Origin of the sequence: Halopseudomonas pelagia, from assembly GCF_009497895.1 — a bacterium.
Lineage (GTDB): Bacteria > Pseudomonadota > Gammaproteobacteria > Pseudomonadales > Pseudomonadaceae > Halopseudomonas > Halopseudomonas pelagia_A.
The window spans coordinates 3,745,737-3,770,264 of record NZ_CP033116.1 but is presented as its reverse complement, the minus strand read 5'-3'; the positions used below and the strand labels follow the sequence as shown (position 1 = coordinate 3,770,264).

Annotated in this window: 22 protein-coding genes and 1 tRNA gene; 19 read left to right on the top strand and 4 right to left on the bottom strand. The window is 57.9% G+C overall.

Annotated features, from left to right (window positions below):
* Positions 1-4: 4 nt before the first annotated feature.
* Positions 5-1,603, bottom strand: a complete 1,599-nt coding sequence (locus EAO82_RS17410) for a hypothetical protein (RefSeq protein WP_096348430.1) — start codon at positions 1,601-1,603, stop codon at positions 5-7.
* 133 nt (positions 1,604-1,736) lie between these two features.
* On the opposite strand from EAO82_RS17410, the gene motA reads away from it, so the two are divergent.
* On the top strand, positions 1,737-2,591 hold the full coding sequence (gene motA, locus EAO82_RS17405) for a flagellar motor stator protein MotA (RefSeq protein WP_096348429.1): 855 nt from the start codon (positions 1,737-1,739) through the stop codon (positions 2,589-2,591).
* Positions 2,592-2,594: 3 nt separating this feature from the next.
* Positions 2,595-3,683: a flagellar motor protein MotB gene (gene motB, locus EAO82_RS17400; RefSeq protein WP_096348428.1), complete on the top strand. Its 1,089-nt coding sequence runs from the start codon at positions 2,595-2,597 to the stop codon at positions 3,681-3,683.
* Positions 3,684-3,689: 6 nt separating this feature from the next.
* Here the strand turns inward: motB and rsgA are convergent, their stop codons facing one another.
* Positions 3,690-4,721, bottom strand: coding sequence for a small ribosomal subunit biogenesis GTPase RsgA (rsgA, locus tag EAO82_RS17395; protein ID WP_096348427.1), 1,032 nt, complete (start codon positions 4,719-4,721; stop codon positions 3,690-3,692).
* Between the two features lie 88 nt (positions 4,722-4,809).
* On the opposite strand from rsgA, the gene orn reads away from it, so the two are divergent.
* The gene (orn, locus tag EAO82_RS17390; RefSeq protein ID WP_096348426.1) at positions 4,810-5,352 is read left to right on the top strand and encodes an oligoribonuclease; all 543 of its coding nucleotides are present in this window, start codon (positions 4,810-4,812) and stop codon (positions 5,350-5,352) included.
* On the opposite strand, the gene queG is transcribed toward orn, so the two are convergent.
* Positions 5,349-6,428, bottom strand: coding sequence for a tRNA epoxyqueuosine(34) reductase QueG (gene queG, locus EAO82_RS17385; protein WP_096348425.1), 1,080 nt, complete (start codon positions 6,426-6,428; stop codon positions 5,349-5,351). The genes orn and queG overlap by 4 nt on opposite strands.
* Before the next feature lie 91 nt (positions 6,429-6,519).
* Here queG and EAO82_RS17380 point away from each other — a divergent pair, with 91 nt between their 5' ends.
* The 12 genes from EAO82_RS17380 (at position 6,520) to EAO82_RS17325 (ending at position 19,621) form a co-directional block, all read left to right on the top strand.
* A complete protein-coding gene (locus tag EAO82_RS17380) occupies positions 6,520-8,019 on the top strand; it encodes an NAD(P)H-hydrate dehydratase (protein WP_231703239.1) in 1,500 nt (499 codons plus the stop codon).
* The gene (gene tsaE / locus EAO82_RS17375) at positions 8,016-8,495 is read left to right on the top strand and encodes a tRNA (adenosine(37)-N6)-threonylcarbamoyltransferase complex ATPase subunit type 1 TsaE (RefSeq protein WP_096348423.1); all 480 of its coding nucleotides are present in this window, start codon (positions 8,016-8,018) and stop codon (positions 8,493-8,495) included. The genes EAO82_RS17380 and tsaE overlap by 4 nt, the downstream gene beginning before the upstream one ends.
* Positions 8,496-8,518: 23 nt before the next feature.
* Positions 8,519-9,913 carry an N-acetylmuramoyl-L-alanine amidase gene (locus EAO82_RS17370; protein ID WP_096348422.1) on the top strand — a complete coding sequence of 465 codons (1,395 nt, stop codon included), beginning with the start codon at positions 8,519-8,521 and terminating at the stop codon, positions 9,911-9,913.
* Entirely contained in the window at positions 9,903-11,768 is a 1,866-nt protein-coding gene (mutL, locus tag EAO82_RS17365; protein ID WP_410402959.1) for a DNA mismatch repair endonuclease MutL, read from the top strand. Before EAO82_RS17370 ends, mutL begins: the two co-directional genes overlap by 11 nt.
* Positions 11,769-11,831: 63 nt before the next feature.
* Complete coding sequence (gene miaA / locus EAO82_RS17360; RefSeq protein WP_096348420.1) at positions 11,832-12,800, top strand: tRNA (adenosine(37)-N6)-dimethylallyltransferase MiaA; 969 nt, start codon at positions 11,832-11,834, stop codon at positions 12,798-12,800.
* Between the two features lie 137 nt (positions 12,801-12,937).
* Positions 12,938-13,192, top strand: a complete 255-nt coding sequence (hfq, locus tag EAO82_RS17355; protein ID WP_096348419.1) for an RNA chaperone Hfq — start codon at positions 12,938-12,940, stop codon at positions 13,190-13,192.
* Positions 13,193-13,209: 17 nt separating this feature from the next.
* Positions 13,210-14,511, top strand: a complete 1,302-nt coding sequence (hflX, locus tag EAO82_RS17350; RefSeq protein ID WP_096348418.1) for a ribosome rescue GTPase HflX — start codon at positions 13,210-13,212, stop codon at positions 14,509-14,511.
* Between the two features lie 114 nt (positions 14,512-14,625).
* Complete coding sequence (hflK, locus tag EAO82_RS17345) at positions 14,626-15,840, top strand: FtsH protease activity modulator HflK (RefSeq protein WP_096348417.1); 1,215 nt, start codon at positions 14,626-14,628, stop codon at positions 15,838-15,840.
* Complete coding sequence (hflC, locus tag EAO82_RS17340; RefSeq protein ID WP_096348416.1) at positions 15,840-16,712, top strand: protease modulator HflC; 873 nt, start codon at positions 15,840-15,842, stop codon at positions 16,710-16,712. The genes hflK and hflC overlap by 1 nt, the downstream gene beginning before the upstream one ends.
* Positions 16,713-16,858: 146 nt before the next feature.
* Positions 16,859-17,044, top strand: coding sequence for a DUF2065 domain-containing protein (locus EAO82_RS17335; protein ID WP_096348415.1), 186 nt, complete (start codon positions 16,859-16,861; stop codon positions 17,042-17,044).
* Positions 17,045-17,092: 48 nt separating this feature from the next.
* A complete protein-coding gene (locus EAO82_RS17330) occupies positions 17,093-18,283 on the top strand; it encodes an ATP phosphoribosyltransferase regulatory subunit (RefSeq protein ID WP_096348414.1) in 1,191 nt (396 codons plus the stop codon).
* Positions 18,284-18,331: 48 nt separating this feature from the next.
* Positions 18,332-19,621 (top strand): adenylosuccinate synthase, encoded by a 1,290-nt coding sequence (locus EAO82_RS17325; RefSeq protein ID WP_096348413.1) that lies wholly within the window; start codon positions 18,332-18,334, stop codon positions 19,619-19,621.
* A gap of 205 nt (positions 19,622-19,826) precedes the next feature.
* On the opposite strand, the gene EAO82_RS17320 is transcribed toward EAO82_RS17325, so the two are convergent.
* Positions 19,827-19,913: transfer RNA gene (locus tag EAO82_RS17320), tRNA-Leu, on the bottom strand.
* A 178-nt stretch (positions 19,914-20,091) separates the two neighbouring features.
* Between EAO82_RS17320 and rnr the strand changes: the two genes are divergently transcribed.
* From rnr to rpsR, 4 genes are all read left to right on the top strand, one after another.
* Positions 20,092-22,659, top strand: a complete 2,568-nt coding sequence (gene rnr / locus EAO82_RS17315) for a ribonuclease R (RefSeq protein ID WP_096348412.1) — start codon at positions 20,092-20,094, stop codon at positions 22,657-22,659.
* A 9-nt stretch (positions 22,660-22,668) separates the two neighbouring features.
* Entirely contained in the window at positions 22,669-23,415 is a 747-nt protein-coding gene (rlmB, locus tag EAO82_RS17310) for a 23S rRNA (guanosine(2251)-2'-O)-methyltransferase RlmB (protein WP_096348411.1), read from the top strand.
* Positions 23,416-23,763: 348 nt separating this feature from the next.
* Positions 23,764-24,201, top strand: a complete 438-nt coding sequence (rpsF, locus tag EAO82_RS17305; RefSeq protein WP_096348410.1) for a 30S ribosomal protein S6 — start codon at positions 23,764-23,766, stop codon at positions 24,199-24,201.
* Between the two features lie 42 nt (positions 24,202-24,243).
* Positions 24,244-24,474, top strand: a complete 231-nt coding sequence (gene rpsR, locus EAO82_RS17300) for a 30S ribosomal protein S18 (RefSeq protein ID WP_096348409.1) — start codon at positions 24,244-24,246, stop codon at positions 24,472-24,474.
* Positions 24,475-24,528 lie beyond the last annotated feature (54 nt).

Here is a 24,528-nt window from a genome sequence, read left to right as displayed (position 1 = left end):
GGTGTCAGGCTTTGGATTGGAAGTTCATCAATGCCCGGTAAATGCACTCGGCAGTTTTCAGCAGTGCTTTGTGCTGTTTCTCATTCGATAGATCCTTCTGCTGCAGCCCTTGGACGCCCAGCAGGGCAATAACCTGCCCACGGTGCTGCAACGGCAGAAGCTGTGCGCATTGGTCGCCCAGCAGTGATTTCACGGTCGCCGGAATCAGGGTGCTGTCACGCTTCAGGCTTTGGGCGTTTACATTATGCAGGGTATGAGCCTTAAGCCACTGGCCCCACTGGGTAGCGCGGCAGTTGCCCAGCGCAAGCCCCTGAATGGCTGAAGGGGAATTAAACCCGGCGCTGGCGCCGACAATCAGCTGTTTCTGTTTGCCATTATACAGGGCTATCCAGCAGTGATTCAGGCCCAATCCCTGATTAAGCGCCCTTATGGCGCTGTGCAGCAGTTCGCTCAGACTGGCGAATGAACCACTTTGCCCCAGCAACTTCAGGCATTGCTCTCGCCATATCGCCGGATCGGACGGGTGGGTCTGCCCCTGCACATCGCCCGCGCTGTTGATCGGGCCGGCGGAGTGAGTTGGCGTCGGCAAGCTCACGCGCCTGCGGCTGCGGATTTCCCAGATCAAGGCCTGGGCAGGAAGCCATACGTCTAGATCAGCATGCCGTCCCTGACTGCGCGCACTCTCTACGGCATTCATATGGCTGGCGCTCTGGGCCTCGGCCAGTGTACAGCCAAGGTAAAGCGCAGTCAGTTGCTGCCAGCGTCCGGTATGCCTGGCGTCCCAGTCATGATGCGCACCCAGCGCAATACCGTTGGCCATCAGCAAGCTGTTAGCTGGCATGGTCAGCCAGCGTGACAAGCCGCGGTCAGCATCCAGCAGCGCCTGTTGTTGTTGTGGGTGAGTTGAGTCGCGCGCGATATGCAGAGCCTTGACCATTACCCGTCGGCTGCTGCCCAGTGACCGGTAGCCTTGCAAGATCCATGGTGGCAACCACCAGTCTTCTGCCAGATGCTGAATCAGGCCCATGATATGACTGCTGTCGAGCAACCAGGGTTTGATCTGGGTATCAGCCGGTTCACGTTCCAGGTGCCGAGCATCCCATACCTGAAACAGCTCTGGGCGATGGTAAATGAGCACCCAACATGGGGCGAGGAACAACAGACTGGCCAGCGAGACTTCGTGCCATAGGCGGGCCATTCTATTGGCGAATAACCCCTGGGCCTGGATCAGGGCATGTTCACTGATGCTTAGCATTTGCCGGTAAGCCAGCGGCATCTGATCTCTTTCGACGATGGGTAAGCTGCGCAGCAAGTTGCCCAAACGCAGAGTGCCAAGCATGTTGCAGGCCTGTTCAAGCGTAAGAATGTCGATATCCTTGGTCCGCGCCATATCACCCGCTACTCTGCATATCTGCAACGCCGCAGCCGGCACGCGGAGCAATTCACGGGTCAGATCAGTAATGCCCATGAGTTCATTGTCGAGTAGGCTGGTCAGGCGCAGGCACTGATTTTTTTCAATTGGCAGCACAAAGCTGTTCAGGCTTTGCCGGAGGCTGCCGATATCAGCTTGTACGATCAGTTTACGTTCTTGTTCTGTGCTCATGAGGTATGCGGCTTATAATGAGTCAATCGACGGCCCAAGGCTGATATGACTATAACGTGATAACGATTATTTTGCTGCCCGATGGCTGATTTGCTTGGCGGCGACTTTTACTCTCAGGGGACTAGACCGGTTTATGCTGAAAATTGCTGGCTTTTTGGTAGTTATCTGCTGCGTTCTGGGCGGCTTCATGCTCTCCGGCGGGCAGTTGGCGGCGCTTTGGCATCCGTTCGAAATCCTGATTATCGGTGGCGCTGCCTTGGGCGCTTTCCTGGTTGCCAACCCCATGGCCACGGTAAAAAAGGCGGCTGGAAGCGCGCCGAAGATCATATTCGGCCATCGGTTTGGCAAGCCGTTCTACCTGGATGTGCTGGGCGTGCTCTATGAGGTGCTCAATAAGAGCCGCCGCGAGGGCATGATGTCGATTGAGGCGGATATTGAAGAGCCAGCGGAGAGTCCGATTTTCAGCAAATATCCAGCGATTCTCAAAGATAAGCATATGACCGAGTTCATTTGCGATTATTTGCGGATCATGTCGACCGGCAATATGGCCCCGCACGAGCTCGAGGCGTTATTTGATGTAGAGATATCCAGTCTCACGGAAGAATTGCACGAGCCATCCCACGCGGTCACCCGGGTGGCCGATGGCTTGCCTGCTTTCGGTATTGTCGCGGCAGTATTGGGCATCGTGATTACCATGGGCGTTCTCGGCGAAGCAGAAAATGCTGAAATTGGCGAGAAGGTAGCAACAGCGCTGGTCGGTACGTTGCTGGGTATTCTCGCCGCCTATGGTTTTGTCGGACCTTTCGCCGCGGCAATGGGCCATGAGGCGCATGAGGAAGCCAATACCTACGAGGCGATCAAGATGTGCCTGGTGGCCAGCGCCCAGGGGCTGCCCCCGGCATTGGCTGTAGAATTCGGGCGCAAGGCCCTGTTGCCGGAGCATCGACCCAGCTTTCTGGAGCTGGAAGAGTCGGTCAAGGGACGCTGACCGGTGGATAATAATCAACCGATTATCGTTAAACGCATCAGCCGCAAGGGCGATGGGCATCATGGTGGTGCCTGGAAGATTGCATTCGCCGATTTTGCCGTGGCAATGATGGCCTTCTTCCTGGTCATGTGGCTGATGTCCACGGCTACGCCTGAGCAGTTGAAGATGATTTCGGGTTACTTCAATGACCCGGTTGGCTTTTCCGAGGGCGGCAGCCCCTTTGCGATTGATCTAGGCGGCACGCCTACGGTTGCGCCCGACCGCACATTGAACGACAGCGAAGAAATTGAAAGCGACGTCGATGAAAGCCAGCCCCTGCCCACTGACGCTGAGAGCATAAAAACCTTGGCCGAGCAGGTTGAAAAGCTGGAGCTCGACATGCTGCTGCAGGAATTGCAGAACAAGATTGACGTCGAGCCAGTGCTGCAGCGCTTCAAGGACCAGATACTGCTGGAGATTACCCAGGATGGTTTACGGATCCAGATTGTGGATGCAGAAAATCGCCCGATGTTTGCCAGCGGCAGCGCCCAGTTGCAGCCTTATTTTGAAGAAATTTTGCTGGCGTTGAGCGATACCATTGCCGTGGTGCCGAAGAAGATCAGCGTGGGCGGCCACACTGATGCGCAGCCGTTCGTGGGCCGGCGAGGGTACGGTAATTGGGAGCTTTCCACGGAGCGCGCCAATGCGGCCCGGCGCACCCTGCTAACCGCGGGGTATCCCGAGAGTCAGTTGGCGCGGGTAGTCGGTTACGCCGACTCGGCGCTGTTTGATCGGAATCAGCCTTTGAACCCGATCAATCGACGCATTGATATTGTCGTGCTGAACAAGCAGGCTGAGGAAAAAATTCTTAATGCCAATGGGAACAATGACGAGCAGGCAGAGGTGGATTCGTCTGAGGTCCCGCTGGATTCGAATGTGCCCCAGGATGCTCCAGGTTCACAAGCACAGGAAACGACTCCAGTCGAATCGGCCCAGCCGACAGAATCGGAGGCTGAGCCAGCCTTCGATTCTGCTCCGTCAGATAGCGCCCCGCAGCGCCCGGCCAATCTGTTTGACGACATCAATGCGCTCGAGCCGCTGCGCAACCCGTAAACCGGATTAGTAGCTGGCGGGGCCAATGCTGGAGAGAATATGCCGATAACTGCTGATGCGGCTGGCTGAAATGTCGCCGCTCTCCACTGCGCCCAACAACGCGCAGCCCGGTTCGTGCAGATGTTGGCAATCACGAAAACGGCAATGTCCAAGATACGGTCGAAACTCGACAAAACCCTCAAGCAGGTCGTCATGACTGATATGCGTAAGCCCGAATTCGCGGATGCCGGGCGAGTCTATCAGGTCGCCGCCGTCGGGGAAGTGAAAGAGTTTGGCCGTGGTGGTGGTATGCGTGCCCTGGCCGCTGGACTCCGACAGGGCGCCAACGCGCAGATCAATTCCTGGCAACAAGGCGTTGATCAGAGACGATTTACCGACCCCGGACTGGCCAACGAATACGCTGATGTGATCACGCAGTGCCGCGCGCAACTGGTCTAGTCCGCTGCCTGAACTGGCCGAGAGCTCCAGTACCTGATAGCCCAGGCGCGCATAGACATCGAGCCAGGTGCGGATCTGCGCGTATTCGCCCTGAGCCAGCAAATCAGCCTTGTTGAGAATCAGCAGGGGCTCAAGTCCGGATTGCTCGGCGGCCACCAGGTAGCGATCAATCAGCGTGGTGTAGGGCGTCGGCAGTGGGGCGAATACAATCACCAGGCGTTCGACATTCGCCGCCACCGGCTTGAGCTGGCCGCGGTGGTCGGGGCGGCTGAGTTCGGATTGGCGCGGCAGTTGCGCGACAATCACGCCGCCGTTCTGATTGTCCGCTCGCCAGATAACCCGGTCACCCGTGACCATGGCTGGTAGGTTGGCGCGCAAATGGCAGCGCCTGATCAGGCCGGCTTCGCTCCCTTCAGTGGTTTCAACGTCTACCTGCACGCCGAAGTGAGCGATTACCAGGCCTTGCTGCTCCGGGCCCAGATCGCCGCCGATCAGACTTTCCTCGGCCATGTCGGCGCGCCTGCTGGCGCGCACGGCGCGCTCGTCTTGGATTTTCTGGATACGCCAGTTCTGACGTCGGGTGAGGTGTCGCTTTGCCATGGGATGCTGTTCCTGGAAGTTGCGCGAGTGTATCACGCGCCGCGTATACTGATCGCCACACCATTAACCGAACAAGCACGGAGCTCGCATGCCCAATCCCGAGAATTTGATCTGGATCGACCTGGAAATGACCGGTCTGGACCCGGATAACGACGTGATCATCGAAATTGCCACAGTGGTCACGGATTCCCAGCTCAATGTGCTGGCTGAAGGCCCGGTGATGGCAGTGAAACAGGCCGACGCGCTGCTGCAGGGTATGGACGAGTGGAACACCCGACAGCATGGTCAGTCGGGTCTGACTCAGCGGGTGCGTGACAGTCAGACTAATGCTGATGAGGCGCAGCGGCAGACCCTAGAGTTCCTTGAGCAATGGGTCCCTGCCGGCAAGTCTCCGATGTGCGGCAACAGCATCTGCCAGGATCGGCGCTTTCTCTATCGCGGTATGCCCGAGCTGGAGGTGTATTTCCACTACCGTAATCTGGATGTCTCGACCCTGAAAGAGCTGGTGGCGCGCTGGGCGCCAGCGCTCAAGAGCGGTTTCAAAAAACGTGGCAGCCACCTGGCGCTGGATGATATCTACGACTCGATTGCGGAACTGAAATATTACCGCGAGCATTTCATTAAATATTAAGTTTCAGCGGTAATCCCGTGGCGCTCAAGTGCCCAGATCACGTGTTCGCGGACCAGCTCCGACGGGTGTGAAAGGCGATCTTTGAGCGCTTCGATCACCGGTATGCTGCTGCTGGCGTTGCCCAGCCCAACGGCCAGATTGCGCAACCAGCGCTCGTGGCCGATGCGGCGGATGGGCGAGCCTTCGGTATTCTGTAAAAAGGTCTGCTCGTCCCAGCGAAACAAGCTAACCAGTGAGGCCTGGTCCAGATCATGGCGCGGGCTGAAATCAGCTTCCCTGGTCGGTTTGGCGAAGCGATTCCACGGGCATACCATCTGGCAATCGTCACAGCCGAATACCCGATTGCCCATCATCGGCCGCAGGTCTTCAGGTATTGCGCCTTTCAGCTCGATGGTCAGGTAGGAAATGCAGCGCCGAGCATCAAGCACCTGTGGGCCAACAAAGGCATTGGTGGGGCATTTATCCAGACAGGCAGTGCAGCGGCCGCAATGTTCGTCCTCATAGGCGTCATCCAGCGGCAGCGGCAAATCGGTGAAGAGCTCGCCGAGAAAGAAGTAACTACCCGCCTGCCGGTTGAGCAGCATGGTGTTCTTGCCAATCCACCCAAGCCCTGCCTGGGTGGCCAGGCCTCGCTCCATGACCGGAGCGCTATCAACAAAGGCGCGGTAGCCGAACGGTCCGATCAACGCTTGAATCTGTTCCGCCAACTGCTGCAGGCGGCGGCGCATCAGCTTATGATAGTCACGGCCCAGAGCGTAACGCGAAATGTAGGCGGTATCCGGCTGACCCAGCCGCTTGGCCATCGCGCTATCGGCCGGTAAATAGTCCATGCGCACGGAAATCACCCGCTGCGTACCCGGAACCAGTTCAACCGGGCGCGTCCGCTTGGTGCCGTGGCTGGCCATCCACTGCATTTCCCCCTGATAGCCGGCATCCAGCCAGCGCTTCAGGTGAGCTTCGTGCGGGCCGGTGGCGGCATCGCTGATCCCCAGCTGCTGAAAGCCCAGCGCCAACCCCAGCTGGCGAATCTGCTCGGCCAGTTGTGTCAGGTCGGATGTGCTGTGGGGAACGGGCATGGTTTATTAATTCACTGTTGGTTGAAGTCATTAGGGTAAAAGGCGGCAGGTCTCTATAATTGTGCCAGACAACGCGACAGGTAGCATGCTGATGACCACAGGTTGGCCCAAGTCGGTTTACAGTGCAGCGCAAACACGTGCGATTGATGCATCGATCATCGCCGCCGGGTTATCCGGGCTGGAGTTGATGCAGCGCGCGGCAGAGGCGTTGTGGCTGGAACTGCTGCAGCAATGGCCGCATGCCAATCAACTAACGGTGCTCTGTGGCAAGGGCAATAACGGCGGCGATGGCTATCTGGTTGCCCTGCTTGCCGCGCGGGCTGGATGGCAGGTCAACGTGTTCACACTTTGTGAGCCGGCCGAGCTGAGCGGCGATGCCAGACGGGCCTGGCAGGCGGCGCTATCCGCAGGAGTCAGCATTGCTCCGTGGCAGCCAGATACGCTGCTGGTCGGCATAGTGCTGGACGCGATGCTCGGTACCGGGCTCAAGGGCGAGGTGCGCGAGCCTTTCCTCTGCGCGATTAATGCGGTTAACGCGAGCGGCCTGCCGGTGGTGGCGGTGGATATTCCCAGTGGGCTGGATGCAGATCGAGGAATAATATTGGGCGCAGCAGTGCAGGCGGATCTAACGGTCACCTTCATCAGCCTAAAACCCGGACTTCTGACCGGCCAGGGCCCAGACCTGACAGGGCTGCTTCGATACGCTGGTTTAGCGCCCTTGCCAGAGGATATCCCAGCCCCTACGTTGATGCGGCTGGTGTTGGAAGAATGGGTTAGCGTAATGCCGGCCAGGCCTCGTTCGGCGCACAAGGGGTTGTTCGGTCACGTATTGGTGATAGGTGGCGACCATGGTATGGGTGGAGCCGTTATCCTGGCCGCAGAAGCAGCTTTGCGCAGCGGTGCAGGCAGGGTCACCGTGGCTACGCGCGGCGAGCATGTCGGGCCGCTGCTGAGTCGTTGTCCCGAAGTGATGGCGATTGCTGTCAGTGGTCCGGAAGACGTCGAGGTCTTATCGGCGCGTGCGGATGTGGTGGTGATAGGGCCGGGATTGGGGCAGTCGGCATGGTCGCAAAGCCTGTTTCAACTGGCCTTCGCTACCCAGGTGCCGCGTGTCCTGGATGCAGATGCATTGAACCTGCTGGCGCAGCGCTCGGCCGAGAATCATCTGAGCCGGCATGATCTGATTACGCCACACCCGGCGGAAGCAGCTCGATTGCTTGGGTGGACTACGACCCAAGTGCAGGCCGACAGGTTGCGCGCATTGGCCTGCCTGGTGGAACGCTTCGGCTGCGCCGTGGTCCTCAAGGGTGTGGGTAGTCTGGTCGCCTCCGCTGACGATCAAGGTGCATCGCCGAGTATCTGCACTTTTGGCAACCCGGGAATGGCCACCGCTGGCATGGGTGATGTGCTCTCCGGGCTTGCAGGCGCGTTATTGGCGCAAGGCTTGAAGGCGGGGGACGCTGCGCGTTATGCGGTGCTGGTGCATGCGCTGGCGGGTGACATGGCGGCTGCCGGTGATGACCGGGGAGTGCTCGCCGGGGACCTGATGAAGCCAATCAGACACTGGCTTAATGTACGGGAAACAACATGATCGAAGTGTTTTACGCAGAGGGTGACCAAGCCATGGAGGCTCTGGGCGCGGCCGTCGGTCACGCGATGGAAGGGCGCGGAGTGATCTATTTGCAGGGCGACCTGGGGGCCGGAAAAACGACTTTGAGCCGTGGTTTGATTCGGGGGCGTGGTCACCAGGGTGCAGTCAAGAGCCCGACGTTCACGTTGGTCGAACCCTACGAACTGAACAGCGGCGCCATTTACCACTTTGACCTGTATCGCTTGCTGGATCCGGAGGAGCTGGAGTTTCTGGGTGTACGTGATTACTTTAGCCCCGAGAGCCTGTGTCTTGTAGAGTGGCCGGATAAAGGCAAGGGAGTTTTGCCAACGGCTGATCTGACCATTACCATAAGCCCCAAAGGACCTGGTCGGCAGCTAAACATAGCGGGGCAGAGTGCCCATGGTCTGGCGGCATGCCAGCGCCTACACAATAATCGGGAAGATGTGCACACGTGATCAGAAATGCCGGGAGTCGAGCAATGCTCAAATGGATGATCATCAGTCTGTGCCTGTTGATGTCTGGCCTGCTGCAGGCCGCTGACATTCAGAACGTACGCCTCTGGCGCGCGCCAGACAATACTCGACTGGTTTTCGACCTGACGGGGCCCGCAGACCACACGCTGTTTACCCTTTCCAGTCCCGAGCGGATCGTCATTGACATCACCGGGGCCAGTTTCTCTGCCAACACCAACTCGCTGCCGCTGGAAGGTACGCCGCTGACCGGCTTGCGTTCGGCGCCGCGAGATGCGTCGAGCCTGCGCGTGGTGCTTGATCTGTCTCAGGGCGTGACGGCCAAGAGCTTTGCGTTGCCGCCCAACCAGCAATATGGTCACCGTCTGGTCATCGATCTGTTCGACAACGATCAGCCGCGCGAGAGCATTTCCCTGCCGACACCTGATGTGGCCACTCCGCTGCCCCCGAGCACCGCGCCCAAAGCGAACACGGCGGGCGGCGATCGGTTAATCATCATCGCCCTCGATGCCGGCCACGGCGGGGAGGATCCGGGCGCGCTAGGGCCTGGGGGGGTGCGTGAGAAGAATGTGGTGCTGGCTATCTCCCGAGAGCTCCAGCGTCTGATTGATGCTGAGCCCGGGTTCAAGGCTGTGCTGGTGCGCACGGGCGACTACTTTATTCCGCTGCGCAAACGCACCGAAATTGCCCGCAAACACAGCGCCGATTTGTTCGTGTCCGTACATGCAGATGCATTTACCCGTGCCAGTGCCTTCGGCGCGTCGGTGTTCGCTTTGTCTGATCGTGGTGCTACCTCGGAAACTGCGCGATTACTGGCGGACCGCGAGAACCGTTCTGACCTGATAGGCGGCGTGGGTGGGGTGAGCCTGGATAACAAGGATCAGGTATTGGCCAGCGTGCTGCTTGACCTGTCGATGACGGCGACCTTGTCTGCCAGCCTGGATGTCGGTCAGCAGGTGCTGGCTGCTGTCGGCAAGATTACGCCGCTGCACAAGCGGCGTGTCGAGCAGGCGGGTTTCATGGTGCTCAAGTCGCCGGATATACCCTCCATTCTGGTAGAAACCGGATTTATCTCGAATCCTGGAGAGGCGAAAAAACTGGTGACCAAGAGCCATCAGCAAGCCTTGGCCAGAGCCATGCATACGGGCATTCGCGACTATTTCCACCGTTACCCGCCACCCGGTACCCGTTTGGCCGCGCTGAAGGCCGGCGGCAAGCTGCAGGCTCACAGGCCTGCAGAGCATACGGTCTCGCGCGGTGACACCTTGTCTATTATTGCCAACCGTTACGGGATCAGTGTTTCCAGTCTGAGAGACGCGAATAATCTGCGCAGTGACAAGATCCAGCCCGGTCAGACACTGAAAGTGCCGGCCGGCAGCATGCTGGTGCAGAATGAGCCCTGAAATGACACGAATTCAGCTGCTCAGCCCGCGTCTGGCAAACCAGATTGCCGCCGGTGAGGTGGTTGAAAGACCTGCTTCGGTGATCAAGGAGTTGCTGGAGAACAGCCTGGATGCCGGCGCGATGCGTATTGATATCGAAGTCGAGCAGGGCGGGGTTAAATTGCTGCGCGTGCGCGACGATGGTAGCGGCATCGTCCAAGACGACCTGCCGCTGGCGCTGTCGCGCCATGCGACCAGTAAGATCCGTGATCTGGACGATTTGGAGCGTGTTGCGACCCTGGGGTTTCGCGGCGAAGCGCTGGCTTCTGTCAGCTCCGTGTCCAGGCTGACGATGACATCTTGCACCGCTGGAGCCGACCAGGCCTGGCAGGTCGAGACCGAAGGCCGTGACATGCAGCCGCGGCTGCAACCCGCAGCGCATCCGCGTGGCACTACGGTGGAAGTGCGAGATCTGTTTTTCAATACGCCAGCCCGGCGCAAATTTTTGCGCACCGAAAAAACCGAATTCAGCCATCTTGAAGAGGTGGTCAAACGCCTGGCGTTATCGCGCTTCGATGTCGCGTTCAGCCTCCGGCATAACGGCCGCACCGTATTCAGCCTGCGCCCTGCGCACGGCGAGCAGGAAGCACGCCGGCGTGTGGCCAGCGTTTGCGGGCCAGCCTTTGTTGAGCAGTCGCTGTCTATCGACAGTGAACGCAGCGGTCTGCGGCTATGGGGTTGGGTAGGCTTGCCAACATTCTCGCGCAGCCAGGCGGATCTGCAATATTTCTTCGTCAACGGTCGCATGATCAAAGACAAATTGGTCGTGCATGCCGTGCGCCAGGCGTACCGGGATGTGCTGTTTAACGGCCGGCACCCGACCTTCGTGCTGTTTCTGGAAGTGGATCCTGCGGTGGTTGACGTCAACGTGCACCCGACCAAGCATGAAGTCCGTTTTCGTGATGGCCGCATGGTCCATGATTTTCTCTTCAGCACCCTGCATCGAGCGCTGGCCGCTCAGCGGCCGGGTGATCAGCCCGGCGCTGAAGGCGGGACCGAAGCGCCAGCGCAATTGGCTCCCCAGATGACCGGAGCTTCTGCAGGCGTTTTCTCCGGCCAAGAGCGCATGTCGCTGAATGAGCCGGCTGCATCCTGGTCAGCGCAGCCTGCATTTCAGCCGCAACGGCCCTCGGCAGGCGAAGTGACTGGGGCTTTGCAAGGCTTCTCCACCTTGTACGGCAATTCGCCTATGGGGGCTGGCGAATTGACGGAAAGTACACAACAGCAAGATGTGCCACCGCTGGGGTACGCTGTAGCGCAGTTGCACGGGGTGTATATTCTGGCTGAGAACGCCCAAGGGCTGGTGGTGGTAGATATGCATGCGGCACACGAGCGCATTACCTATGAGCGGCTCAAATTGGCGATGGATCAGGAAGGGTTGCGTGGCCAGCCTTTGCTGGTCCCGGAATCGCTGGCGGTGAGTCAGCGCGAAGCTGATTGCGCTGAAGAGCATGCGGACTGGTTTTCTCGCCTGGGTTTCGAGTTGCAGCGCATGGGGCCGGAAACTTTGGGTATCCGTGAAATCCCCGCGTTGCTACGCCAGGCCGATGCAGTGCAGCTGGTACGTGATGTGCTCAGTGATCTGCTGGAATACGGTACCAGTGATCGTATTGAAGCGCATCGCAATGAGCTACTGTCAACCATGGCATGCCACGGCTCGGTAAGAGCCAATCGAAGGCTGACGCTGACAGAAATGAATGCGTTGTTGAGAGATATGGAACAGACCGAGCGTAGCGGGCAATGCAATCACGGCCGGCCTACCTGGACACAGATGGGCATGGTCGAGCTGGATAAACTATTTCTGCGCGGGCGCTAAGCCTTTGCGGTCTATTTGCTGCTATGTAATGGGCAATAAAATGTATCGGAGTGTTGCGTGAGTATGGTGGTTAAACCTCCGGTGATCTGCCTGATGGGTCCTACCGCGGCAGGCAAGACTGACCTTGCATTGCATCTGGCCGAGCATTTGCCCTGCGAGCTGGTGAGCGTCGATTCGGCGCTGGTTTATCGCGGTATGGATATCGGTACCGCCAAACCCGACGCCGGAACACTAGCCCGGTACCCCCATCATCTGGTCGATATTCTCGACCCCGCTGAAGCCTATTCGGCTGCGCGCTTTTGCACGGACGCACAGGCGCTGATCAGTGATATTCATGCCCGCGGGCGCATTCCTCTGCTGGTTGGCGGCACCATGCTGTATTTCAAGGCGCTGGCCGATGGTATTGCCAGTATGCCAGTAGCTGACCCGCTGATCCGCGCGCAGATTGAGAGCCTGGCGGCGGCGGAAGGATGGCAGTCAGTGCATGCCAGGCTCGCCGAAGTGGATCCGCAAGCAGCCCTGCGTATTCACCCAAACGACCCCCAGCGGATCCAGCGAGCCTACGAAGTTTACCTGATCTCGGGTGTCACGCTGAGTGACTGGCACGGGCGGCAGGCGTCAGAAAAAGCCACGGGCCAGACGCCCGGATCCTCTTTTTTGCCTTATACTATGCGCTATCTGTCGATCGCGCCGGTGGAGCGCCAGGTGCTGCATCAACGCATCGCTGAACGCTTTTCCTTGATGATGCAACAGGGTCTGGTAGACGAAGTCAGAGCCTTGTACGCAAGGCCGGATTTGCACGTGGGATTGCCGTCAATCCGGGCGGTAGGCTATCGACAAGTCTGGGATTACCTGGAAGGGAAACTCTCCAGGGATGAGGCGGTCGAACGAGGGACTATCGCTACCCGCCAGTTGGCTAAGCGACAGCTTACCTGGCTACGTGGTTGGAAGGCTGAAATTCAATGGTTTGATAGCCTCGACCCAAAAAGATTTGATCAGGCCTTGAAAGCGCTGGATTCAAGCACAATATAAGTTTCCAGTGTTCTGCTAATCTTGATTTCAGATGGTTGTTTGAGAATTGGTACCGACTTTCCCTATGGATAATGGACAGTTCGGTGAAAACGCATTATTTAATGCTTACAAATAAGCTTTCCATAAGGAGTGAGGTAATGTCAAAAGGGCATTCACTACAAGACCCTTACCTGAACGTTCTGCGCAAGGAACGGGTTCCGGTATCCATTTATCTGGTCAACGGCATCAAGCTGCAAGGCCAGATTGAGTCATTCGACCAGTTTGTCATCCTGCTGAAGAACACGGTCAGCCAGATGGTATACAAGCATGCTATCTCTACCGTTGTACCTGGGCGTCCAGTGCGCTTGCCGGTTCAGGGCAGTGGTGACGAGCTAGAGACAGAAGCACCTTGATTTTTCGGGAGGTCTGATTGTTTTTCGAGCGCCATGAAGGGGGTGAGCGCGCCATTCTGGTTCACCTCGAAGGTCAGGACGAGCGCACCCGGGAAGACCCTCAGGAGTTTGTCGAGCTGGCCAATTCGGCCGGCGCTGATATTGCTGCCTTTCTCACCGTCAACCGCCATCGACCCAGTCCGCGCTTTCTAATCGGCGCTGGCAAGGTTGAAGAGCTGCAAGCCAGCGTAGCCGAGCATGAAGCGGATCTGGTTATCTTCAATTACGTCTTGACACCCAGTCAGGAGCGTAACCTTGAGCGTGAGCTCAAGTGCCGTGTAATTGATCGTACCGGTTTGATCCTCGATATTTTCGCCCAGCGCGCCCGTACCCACGAGGGCAAGCTGCAGGTCGAACTCGCCCAGCTTGATCATCTAAGCACCCGGCTAGTACGCGGTTGGACTCACCTTGAGCGACAGAAGGGCGGTATAGGCCTGCGCGGACCGGGTGAAACTCAGCTGGAAACGGATCGACGTCTTCTGCGCGAGCGAATCAAACAGATCACCCGGCGCCTGGAAAAAGTCCGCAGCCAACGCGAGCAGGCTCGTCGTTCGCGGCGGCGTGCCGAGGTGCCGGTGGTGTCGCTGGTGGGTTATACCAACGCTGGTAAATCGACGCTATTCAATATACTGACCAGTTCGACCGTATACGCGGCCGATCAGCTGTTTGCGACGCTGGATCCGACGCTTAGGCGCATCGAGTTGGAGGATGTTGGTCCGGCAATCCTTGCCGACACGGTGGGTTTTATCCGCCATTTGCCGCACAAACTGGTAGAAGCTTTTCGCGCTACGCTGGAGGAGTCCAGCCAGGCGGATTTCCTGCTGCATGTAATTGATGCAGCCGACGCGGATCGCACCTCGCACATCGAGCAGGTGGTCAAAGTGTTGACGGAGATCGGCGCGATTGAACTGCCGATTCTCGAGGTATACAACAAGATTGATCTGCTGGACGGTCTGGAGCCGCATATTCAGCGTGATGAATCAGGCGTGCCGGTACGCGTCTGGGTTTCTGCTCAGCAAGGCCTTGGCCTGGAGCTGGTGGAGCAGGCCATGGCCGAGCGGCTGGGGCAGGACGTTATGCAGGAATCGGTATTGCTGGAGCATGCGGAAGCGCGATTGCGCGCGCAGTTTTATGAGGTCGGTGCGGTGGTGGGTGAGCGCATCGCCGATGACGGCCGACAACAGCTTGATCTTCGCCTGCAGCGCAGTGATTTCAATCGCTTGCTCAAGCGTGAAGGATGGCAGCCGGATGCCTTTCTGCGGCAACATACTTTGCAATAATGGGCTGTCCTTTGGTTCGCTTAGGCTAGGCCAATTGCTGTAGGATTGAACAAATATCTGGGGTGGCTCACGAGGCGTCTCAGTCTGGCAGGATTACGAATAACGGAGAGCGCTATGGCCTGGAATGAGCCTGGTGGTGGTAAAAACAACAACCAAGACCCTTGGGGTAGTGGTGGTGGTAATAATGACAAGAATAACGGCAACCGTGGCGGCAAGCAGGGCCCTCCAGATCTGGATGAAGCGCTGAAAAAGCTTCAGGACAGCCTGAATGGGCTGTTTGGCGGCAAGAAAGGCAGTAGCAATAACGGTGGTGGCAACAATCGCAGCGGCGGTGGTGCAGGTATTCCGAAAGCCGTCTGGATGATTGGCGGCCTGGTTATTATCGCCTTCTGGTTGTTCAGTGCGGTGTATACAGTGGATGAGCAGGAGCAGGCTATCGTTCTACGTTTCGGTGAATACCATCGTACGGTAGAGCCCGGTTTGCATCTTTACTTCCCGCCGATCGAGAAGAAGTTTCAGCGTAACGTGACCCAGGTGCGTTCCTACCGCCAGCAAGGTCAGATGCTAACTGAGGACGAGAATATTGTTGAGGTGCCGGTTGCGATTCAGTACCGCATTTCCAATCTCGAAAACTTCGTGCTGAAAGTCGAAGATCCTGAAACCAGTCTGCGGCATGCCACCGAGAGCGCCTTGCGCCACGTGGTAGGTTCGACTTCCATGCACCAGGTGCTGACCGAAGGTCGTGAGCAAATGGGTGTAGAGACTACGGAGCGGCTACAGCGCTATCTGGATACTTATAACACCGGCATTACGGTGGTTCAGGTGAACATTGAAAGTGCTCAGGCTCCGGCTGAAGTTCAGGATGCTTTCGATGACGTTATTCGCGCACGGGAAGATGAGGTGCGTGAGCGTAATCAAGCTGAATCCTACGCCAATGGCGTGATTCCGGAGGCTCGTGGTCAGGCCCAGCGTTTGCTGGAAGAAGCCAACGGTTATCGCGATGAAGTTATCGCCCGGGCTGACGGTGAAGCGCAGCGCTTCAACCAGCTCTATGTTCAGTATGAGATGTCTCCAGAGGTACTGCGCGAGCGTATGTACATCGAGACCTTGCAGGATGTGATGTCCAGCACCAGCAAGATTCTGGTGTCGGGGGGCGATGGCAATAACAACTTGCTCTATCTGCCTCTGGACAAGCTGATGCAGCAGGGAGGCGGCGGAAGCTCTTCATCGTCATCCTCAGCCAGAACAGATTCCACCACCAGCGATGCTCAGTCGCGCATGCCGGTTCAGATACAGCAGCGTGATCTGCGTTCAAGGGAGTCCCGCTGATGAGCAATAAAACAATTTTCGGTTTGATTATCGCGTTGATACTAGTGGTAGTGGGCTGGAACAGCTTCTTTGTAGTCAGTCAGATCGAGCGCGGTATTGTGCTGCAGTTCGGTAAAGTGGTTAAGGATGATGTGCAGCCAGGTCTGCATTTCAAGTTGCCCTTCATTCAGGAGCATCGTCTGTTTGACGGGCGTCTGCTGACTCTGGACTCGGCTACCCAGCGTTATCTGACGCTGGAGAAGAAGGCGCTGATGGTTGACTCCTATGCCAAGTGGCGGATTGCAAACGTCGAGCGCTTCTATACTGCTACCTCCGGTATGCGTTCCATTGCGGAAGAGCGTTTGTCGCGTCAGCTGGAGTCCGGGCTGCGCAACGAAGTAGCGCGCCGTACTTTGAACGAAGTAGTGTCCGGTGAGCGCGATCAGTTAATGGCTGATATCACCAGTACGCTGGATACCAGTGCGCGTCGTGAGTTGGGTATCGAGGTGCTGGATGTGCGGGTCAAGGCGATCGATCTGCCGAGTGAAGTCAATCGCAGTGTGTTCGAGCGAATGAGTTCCGAGCGTGAGCGCGAAGCGCGCGAGCATCGTGCCAAGGGTCGCGAGCTTGCTGAAGGTATCCGCGCTGATGCGGATCGTCAGCAGCGGGTTATTCTGGCCGAAGCATTCCGTGAAGCAGAACAGATTCGCGGTGATGGTGATGCCCAGTCAGCAGCGATCTATTCAGAAGCCTATAACAAGGATCCGGAGTTCTACTCGTTTTATCGTAGTCTCCAGGCCTATCGTGAGAGCTTCTCGAGCAAGTCGGATATCCTCGTCCTGGATCCTGAAAGCGAGTTTTTCCGCTATCTACAGGGTAACGGCGTAAGGTAACGCATCGACTGGCCATAGCTGCAGCCTTTGCAGGTGTGGCCAGACAAAAACGTGATACAATCGCGCAGCCGGGATATCCCGGCTTTTTTGTGACCGGTGCTTGCTTATCCAGGTCTAGCCCCGGTCTGATCAAGGGGAAGCAACCCATGTGGCAGAGTCTGGCTGCAGCGCTGTGTTTGCTGTTGGTGTTGGAAGGCCTGATGCCTTTTCTTGCGCCTGCACGCTGGAAGCGCATGTTAGCCGGAGTAGCTCAGATCGCCGACGCACATCTGCGGTTGATCGGTCTGGCATGCATGCTCACGGGCACTTTGTTTCTCTATCTGATTCGCTAGCAGGATGCCGGACACGCCAGCATCCGTTGCGTAGGAAAGGTTGTGATAATGCCGACTGTTGATAGCTGGCTGTTGCCTGATGGCATCGAAGAGGTGCTGCCTGAAGAGGCTGCTCGTATCGAAGCCGCCCGTAGGCAACTGCTGGATCTTTTTGCCTCCTGGGGTTATGACCTGGTCATTACTCCGCATATCGAATACGTTGAATCCTTGTTAACGGGAGCCGGTCACGACCTTGAACTTCAGACGTTCAAGATGATTGATCAGTTGTCCGGGCGCATGCTCGGCTTGCGTGCCGACATCACGCCCCAGGTGGCGCGTATCGACGCGCACACCTTAGGCGCTGAAGGTCCTAGCCGGCTTTGCTATTGCGGCAGCGTGATGCATACGCGGCCTCGGGCACTTTCTACCGCGCGCAGCCTCATTCAGCTGGGCGCCGAGTTGTATGGTGACGCGTCCAGCGCCAGTGATATCGAGATCATCACGCTGATGCTGGAAAGCCTGGATAGTTGCCAGGTCAAAGGCGTGCATCTGGATATCGGCCATGTGGGTATCTTCCGCGGCCTGACTCAATCTGCCGGCCTTGAAGAGAGTACCGAGCAGGCACTGTTTGACGCGCTGCAGCGCAAGGCGGTTGACGAGGTGCGGCAGCTGACCGAGTCCTTGAGTCAGTCGTCGCTGGCGGCGATGTTGTGCAGCCTGGCTGACCTTTCAGGTGGCGTGGAGGTGTTGGAGCGCGCGCATATCCTGTTGGACGGGGCGCCCGAGTCGGTCATGGCTGCGCTGGATGATCTGGTGGAAATAGCCCAGACCCTGTCTCGTCAGTACCCGGATATTCCGCTGTACTTTGACCTGGGCGAGCTGCGTGGCTATCACTACCATACAGGTGTGGTTTTCTCCGCCTACATCGCCGGCGTCGGGCAAAGTATCGCCCAGGGTGGGCGTTACGATGACATAGGTGAGGACTTTGGTCGTGCGCGACCTGCTACCGGGTTTTCTACCGACCTGCGCTTGCTGGTAGAGCGCGGTACGATTGCTGGCGGTGAGCGCGCTCCGGGTATCTGGGCGACCTACGCCAACGAGCCAGGTCTGCAGGCTGAGGTAATGGCCCTGCGCCGGCGAGGCGAAAGAGTAATAGTGGCGCTGCCAGGCCAAATGGATTCGGAAGCGCCCGAGCATGGATGTGACCGCATTTTGCAGTGGCGCAACAACGCCTGGCAGGTTACTGAACTGAATAACTGATTTGATGGCTGTGCAGGCCGTTCCAATTTGAATGAGGCGAGAGCTGAAATGGGTAAGAATGTAGTCATCCTGGGCACCCAATGGGGCGATGAAGGCAAGGGCAAGATCGTCGACCTGCTCACCGACCAGGTATCCGCAGTAGTGCGTTACCAGGGCGGGCACAATGCCGGGCATACGCTGGTCATCGATGGCGAGAAGACCGTACTGCATTTGATCCCTTCGGGAATTCTGCGGGAAAACGTACGGTGCTTTATTGGTAACGGCGTGGTGTTGTCTCCTGAGGCCCTGATGAAGGAACTCAAGGAGCTGGAAGCCAAAGGCGTGCCAGTGCGCGAGCGCCTGCGCATCAGCCCTGCCTGCCCGTTGATTCTGCCTTACCACGTAGCGCTGGATCAGGCGCGTGAAAAGGCGCGTGGCGAAGCCAAGATCGGTACTACTGGCCGCGGTATCGGCCCTGCTTATGAAGACAAGGTCTCGCGCCGCGGTTTGCGTGTGGCGGATCTGTTTCATCGCGAACGCTTTGCCGCCAAGCTGGGTGAAGTGTTGGATTACCATAACTTCGCTCTGCAGCATTACTACAAGGTTGATCCGGTCGATTTCCAGAAAACCCTGGATGAGGCCATGGGCTACGCTGAGTGGCTGCGCCCGTTGATGACCGACGTAACCGCGCGTTTGCACGAGCTGCGCCGCGAAAGCGCCAACATCATGTTCGAGGGTGCTCAGGGTTCGCTGCTGGATATCGACCACGGCACTTACCCCTTTGTTACCAGCTCCAACACCACAGCCGGTGGCACCGCCACGGGCTCGGGTTTCGGCCCTTTGTACCTGGATTACGTGCTGGGCATCACCAAGGCCTACACCACGCGCGTGGGCTCCGGTCCGTTTCCTACCGAGTTGTTCGATGATGTCGGTGCGCGCCTGGCCGAACGTGGTCACGAGTTTGGTTCAACTACCGGTCGTGCGCGTCGCTGTGGGTGGTTTGATGCGGTTATCCTGCGTCGGGCCATGGAGATCAACAGCATCAGCGGTCTATGTCTGACCAAGCTGGATGTGCTGGATGGTCTGGATGTTATCCGCATCTGTATCGGCTATCGCAATGAGGATGGCGCGGTGATCGAAGCGCCTACCGATGCTGACAGCTACCTGGGGTTGGAGCCGGTCTATGAGGATGTTCCAGGCTGGAGCGAGTCCACTCTGGGGGCGCAGACGCTGGAGCAGTTGCCAGCCAATGCGCGCGCTTACATCAAGCGTATAGAAGAGTTGGTGGGTGCGCCGGTGGATATCATTTCCACGGGGCCGGACCGAAACGAGACGATTATCTTGAGAAAGATATTCTGATGATTAAAAAGGCGCCGCGAGGCGCCTTTTTAATGCCTGTGCGCTAGCCTGCAAGGGCATGAGACAAGTTTTGTTCAATTGTTTTGTTTGTGCCGGCGCAGGATGAGGTGCGCAGATCAGCAGCGCAAGTCTGATGATGAAGGCTGGCGTTACAAAGGTAGTAGGGGTTTTATGCGCATCTGACGCGATCGCGTCAGAGAAGAAATGGTGCCCAGGAGAAGACTCGAACTTCCACGGCCTTGCGGCCACCAGCACCTGAAGCTGGCGTGTCTACCAATTTCACCACCTGGGCGTCTTTTCTCAACGTGGGTGCTAAGCTGACCGTAGAGGTTTCGCGTTGCAACCGTTGTTGTGTTGACGGCGCGAATAATACGTAGCGCCCCAGAGCTTGTAAACCCCCTTGTGAAAAAAAGTACACAAACGCTAGAAACAGGTGCAACTGGACGCGATTCGCGGTTCAATAGAGAGCTATGACGAAAAAACCAATATCCCAAGACTCGGCGCCTGCGTCGAGCAACTCCAAACGTACTTCCGCATCACCGACCAACTGGGCAGCAATTGACCCAGAGGCTCATCGCGAAGCTCAGAATTACGACAACCCCATTCCCAGTCGCGAGTTGATCCTCAAGCTGCTTGAAGAGCGCGGCGCACCTGCCACTCGTTCGCAGTTGCAGGACGAGTTCGCGATCAGCGACGAAGACGGCATCGAAGCCCTTCGCCGACGCCTGCGTGCGATGGAGCGTGACGGTCAGTTGATCTATACCCGCCGTGGTGCGTATGCACCGGTCGATAAGCTCGACCTGATCAAAGGCCGCGTTCAGGGTCACCGTGATGGTTTCGGTTTTCTGGTTCCCGATGGTGGTGGTGATGACCTGTTCCTCAGCCCGGCGCAGATGCGTCTGGTATTCGATGGTGACCGTGTATTGGGCCGTATTACCGGCGTTGACCGCCGCGGCCGTAGTGAGGGCACCATTGTCGAGATTCTCGAGCGTGCGCATGAAGTGCTGGTCGGTCGGTTCTACACTGAAAACGGCATTGCCTTCGTGGTCGCTGACAACGCCAAGATCAACCATGAGGTATTGATTCAGCCGGGCGCCGAAGGTGGCGCGCAGAACGGTCAGTACGTGGAAGTGAAGATTACTCAGTGGCCGAGCATACACCGCCAGTCACAGGGCGAAGTCGTCGAGGTGGTAGGTGATTATATGGCCGCCGGCGTCGAAATCGAAGTTGCGTTGCGCAGCTACGATATCCCCAGCGTCTGGCCCCAGGAGGTGCTGGATGAAGCCGCACGCCTGAAGGACCACGTGGAAGACAAGGACAAGCTCAAGCGCGTCGATCTGCGCCACCTGCCACTGGTGACTATTGATGGCGAAGATGCCCGCGATTTTGATGATGCGTTGTATTGTGAACCGCATAAAGCCAGTGGCTGGCGCTTGTTTGCCGGCGGTTGGAAGCTCTACGTGGCGATTGCCGACGTATCGCATTATGTCCCGGTAGGCTCCGCGCTGGATCGTGAGGCTGAGCTGCGTGGCACCTCGGTGTATTTCCCCAGCGAAGTCGTACCGATGCTACCCGAGGCGATTTCCAACGGCCTGTGCTCCTTGATGCCGAAAGTCGACCGTCTTGCTCTGGTCTGCGAAATGACCGTGTCCAAAAGCGGCGAGCTGACCGATTATGAGTTTTACGAGGGTGTCATCCACTCCCACGCGCGGCTAACCTATAACAAGGTTTCAAGCATGCTTGAGCATCCGCGTAGCCGTGAAGGCCAAGCGCTGATTGAAGAGCACGCCGATCTGCAGCCTGCGCTGAAGAACCTCTACGAGCTTTATAAAGCATTGGCCAAAGCCCGCCAGGGCCGCGGTGCTATTGATTTCGAGACCACGGAAACGCGCATCATTTTTGGCGAGAACCGCAAGATTGCGGAAATTCGCCCCACCACCCGTAACGATGCGCACAAGATTGTCGAAGAGTGCATGCTCTGCGCCAACGTGGCGACTGCACGCTTCCTGCAGGATCTAGAATTGCCAGGCCTGTATCGTGTTCACGATGCGCCGAAGGACGAAAAGGTCGAGCGTCTTCGCCAGTTCCTGGGTGCCATGGGCATGACCCTGACGCGCAAGAAAGGCACGCCGACCCCGGAAGATTACAGCGCCGTGCTGCAGAAAGTGCAGGGCCGTCCCGATGCTCAGCTGATCCAGACGGTGATGCTGCGCTCGCTGAGTCAGGCGGTTTACAGTCCGCACAATGCAGGGCACTTCGGTTTGAACTACGAGGCGTATACGCACTACACCTCGCCCATCCGCCGTTACCCGGATTTGTTGACTCATCGGGCGATTCGTAGCGTCATCCGCTCGCGCAAGAAGACCGATCGGGTGCAGCGTGCCGGCGCCGGTGTGCTGCCCAAGGCATCGATCTACCCGTATGATCTGGCCGCGCTTGAGCATCTGGGGCAGCAGTGCTCGCAGAACGAGCGGCGAGCCGATGAAGCCACGCGTGATGTGGTGAGCTGGCTCAAATGCGAGTTCATGAAAGATCGCGTGGGTGAGAGCTTTGATGGTCTGGTCACTGCAGTTACCGGTTTTGGTCTGTTCGTCGAGCTGACTGATATTTATGTTGAAGGTCTGGTGCATATCACTGCGCTGCCGGCCGACTACTATCACTTTGATGCGGTGCACCACCGCCTCACCGGTGAGAAGGCGGGCAAGAGCTTCCGCCTGGGCGATACTGTCAGAGTCATGGTAGCTCGGGTAGATCTGGACGAGCGCAAGATCGACTTCGAGATGGACAAGACGCAGCCACAAGCGGCGAATGCCAATGTTGATGCCAGCCGTGCAGTACGCCAGAAATTGATGGACGACGCGAAGAAAGTCGGCGGTGCGGCTAACAAGGGGCGCGCACCTCGCTCAAAGACGTCATCGGGCAAGCCCAGGTCGGCTGCAGGCAAGAAGCCTGCAGACAAGGCCGCGGGTTCCTCCGGGCCGGCACGAGCGCCGCGCGCGCCTCGGGCTCCCCGCGCCCCGCGCAAACCGAGATCGTGAGCTTGATATATGAGCGATAACGAATATGTTTACGGTGTGCACGCGGTGCAGGCGATGCTGCAGCGTTCACCCAAGCGGGTCAAGCAACTGATCCTGGTGCGCGGCCGGTTGGATAGTCGCGTGCAAGCGCTGCTGGAGCTGGCTGAAAGCGCTGGTGTTGGCGTGCAGCGGGTGACGCCGGATGAGCTCGACAAGATTGCCGAAGGGGTGCATCAAGGTGTCGTTGCTTCGGTGACGCCGAGCCAGATGTGGTCCGAGGAAATGCTCGACAACCTGCTCGACAAGCTCGAAGGGCCGGCCTTGCTGCTGGTGCTCGACGGTGTGACCGATCCGCATAATTTGGGTGCCTGCCTGCGCAGCGCGGATGCCGCGGGAGCGCACGCGGTGGTCATCCCCCGTGACCGTTCTGCGAGCCTGTCGCCAACTGTGCGTAAGGTAGCCTGTGGTGCTGCTGAGACTGTCCCATTGGTCGCCGTCACCAACCTGGCGCGCACGTTGAAGCAGTTGCAGCAGCGCGGGCTGTGGATCGTCGGTACCGCGGGAGAGGCGGAGCAACTGATCTACCAGGTCGATTTCAAGGTGCCCAGCGTGATTGTGATGGGCGCCGAGGGCAGCGGCATGCGCCGCCTTACCCGCGAGCATTGTGACTATCTGGCCAAGCTGCCGATGGCAGGGAGCGTCAGCAGTCTCAATGTGTCGGTGGCCAGTGGCATCTGTCTGTTTGAAGCCGTCCGCCAGCGCACCCAGCAGGGCTGAGCGACAGCGAGCGGCTAGCTGCAAGCCACAAGCTACAAGCTACAAGCTTCAAGTCGCGAGCTAAGACCCGCCAATTCAGGCTTGTGTTTGTATTCACTATCCAGCGCCACCCTCCCGTCATTCCCGCGCAGGCGGGAATCCAAGCGAAGGTGGGGTTGCAGTGCAGGTACGGGCCCGCACACTTTGCTTGCAGCTTGCAGCTTGCAGCTTGCAGCTTGCAGCTTGCAGCTTGCACAGCTTAAAGCTTGCGACTTGCCCACCACTCCCCTAGAATGTGCGCCCCAAACTAGAGTTCTACTCCTTGCCAGACCATGTTGGGTGGCTGGCTACAACCCGTAAGGAGCACTTATGCGTCATTACGAAATCGTATTTTTGGTTCACCCGGATCAGAGTGAGCAGGTCGGCGGCATGATTGAGCGCTACACCAAGCTTATTGAAGAAGATGGCGGTAAGATCCACCGCCTGGAAGATTGGGGCCGTCGTCAACTGGCTTACCCGATCGACAAGATCCACAAAGCCCACTACATCATGATCAACGTCGAGTGCAGCGCCAAGGCACTGGAAGAGCTGACTGAGAACTTCCGTTACAACGATGCCGTTATTCGTAACATGGTCATCCGTCGTGACGAAGCCATCACCGAACAGTCCGACATGCTCAAGCCGGAAGACACCGGTCGTGGCGAGCGTCGTGAGCGTCGTGAGCGCACCGAAGGCGACGACAACGATTCGGACAACGACAGCGATAGCGACAACGCTGACGACAACGACGACGGCGACGACGAGTAAGTCATCCCGCTCCCACATTCCAGTATCTAAGGAGACGCTGCCATGGCACGTTTTTTCCGCCGCAGAAAGTTCTGCCGTTTCACCGCTGAAGGCGTTAAAGAGATCGATTACAAAGATCTGAACACCCTGAAGGCTTACATCACCGAAACCGGCAAGATCGTTCCTAGCCGTATTACCGGTACCAAAGCCAGATACCAGCGCCAGCTGGGTGTCGCTATCAAGCGCGCCCGTTATCTGGCACTGCTGCCCTTCACCGACAGTCACGGTCGCTGATAAGCAGGTAATGACGTAATCAGGGAAACCGAACCAGCATGCGTGGGTTAGCGG

Coding starts and splice junctions, on each gene's coding strand:
- miaA (WP_096348420.1), top strand. CDS start 11,832: ATGGTGGTTAAACCTCCGGTGATCTGCCTGATGGGTCCTACCGCGGCA.
- rpsF (WP_096348410.1), top strand. CDS start 23,764: ATGCGTCATTACGAAATCGTATTTTTGGTTCACCCGGATCAGAGTGAG.
- EAO82_RS17330 (WP_096348414.1), top strand. CDS start 17,093: ATGCCGACTGTTGATAGCTGGCTGTTGCCTGATGGCATCGAAGAGGTG.
- queG (WP_096348425.1), bottom strand. CDS start 6,428: ATGCCCGTTCCCCACAGCACATCCGACCTGACACAACTGGCCGAGCAG.
- hflC (WP_096348416.1), top strand. CDS start 15,840: ATGAGCAATAAAACAATTTTCGGTTTGATTATCGCGTTGATACTAGTG.
- rpsR (WP_096348409.1), top strand. CDS start 24,244: ATGGCACGTTTTTTCCGCCGCAGAAAGTTCTGCCGTTTCACCGCTGAA.
- motA (WP_096348429.1), top strand. CDS start 1,737: ATGCTGAAAATTGCTGGCTTTTTGGTAGTTATCTGCTGCGTTCTGGGC.
- EAO82_RS17370 (WP_096348422.1), top strand. CDS start 8,519: ATGCTCAAATGGATGATCATCAGTCTGTGCCTGTTGATGTCTGGCCTG.
- EAO82_RS17335 (WP_096348415.1), top strand. CDS start 16,859: ATGTGGCAGAGTCTGGCTGCAGCGCTGTGTTTGCTGTTGGTGTTGGAA.
- orn (WP_096348426.1), top strand. CDS start 4,810: ATGCCCAATCCCGAGAATTTGATCTGGATCGACCTGGAAATGACCGGT.
- tsaE (WP_096348423.1), top strand. CDS start 8,016: ATGATCGAAGTGTTTTACGCAGAGGGTGACCAAGCCATGGAGGCTCTG.
- rlmB (WP_096348411.1), top strand. CDS start 22,669: ATGAGCGATAACGAATATGTTTACGGTGTGCACGCGGTGCAGGCGATG.
- rnr (WP_096348412.1), top strand. CDS start 20,092: ATGACGAAAAAACCAATATCCCAAGACTCGGCGCCTGCGTCGAGCAAC.
- mutL (WP_410402959.1), top strand. CDS start 9,903: ATGAGCCCTGAAATGACACGAATTCAGCTGCTCAGCCCGCGTCTGGCA.
- EAO82_RS17380 (WP_231703239.1), top strand. CDS start 6,520: ATGACCACAGGTTGGCCCAAGTCGGTTTACAGTGCAGCGCAAACACGT.
- EAO82_RS17325 (WP_096348413.1), top strand. CDS start 18,332: ATGGGTAAGAATGTAGTCATCCTGGGCACCCAATGGGGCGATGAAGGC.
- hfq (WP_096348419.1), top strand. CDS start 12,938: ATGTCAAAAGGGCATTCACTACAAGACCCTTACCTGAACGTTCTGCGC.
- rsgA (WP_096348427.1), bottom strand. CDS start 4,721: ATGGCAAAGCGACACCTCACCCGACGTCAGAACTGGCGTATCCAGAAA.
- EAO82_RS17410 (WP_096348430.1), bottom strand. CDS start 1,603: ATGAGCACAGAACAAGAACGTAAACTGATCGTACAAGCTGATATCGGC.
- hflK (WP_096348417.1), top strand. CDS start 14,626: ATGGCCTGGAATGAGCCTGGTGGTGGTAAAAACAACAACCAAGACCCT.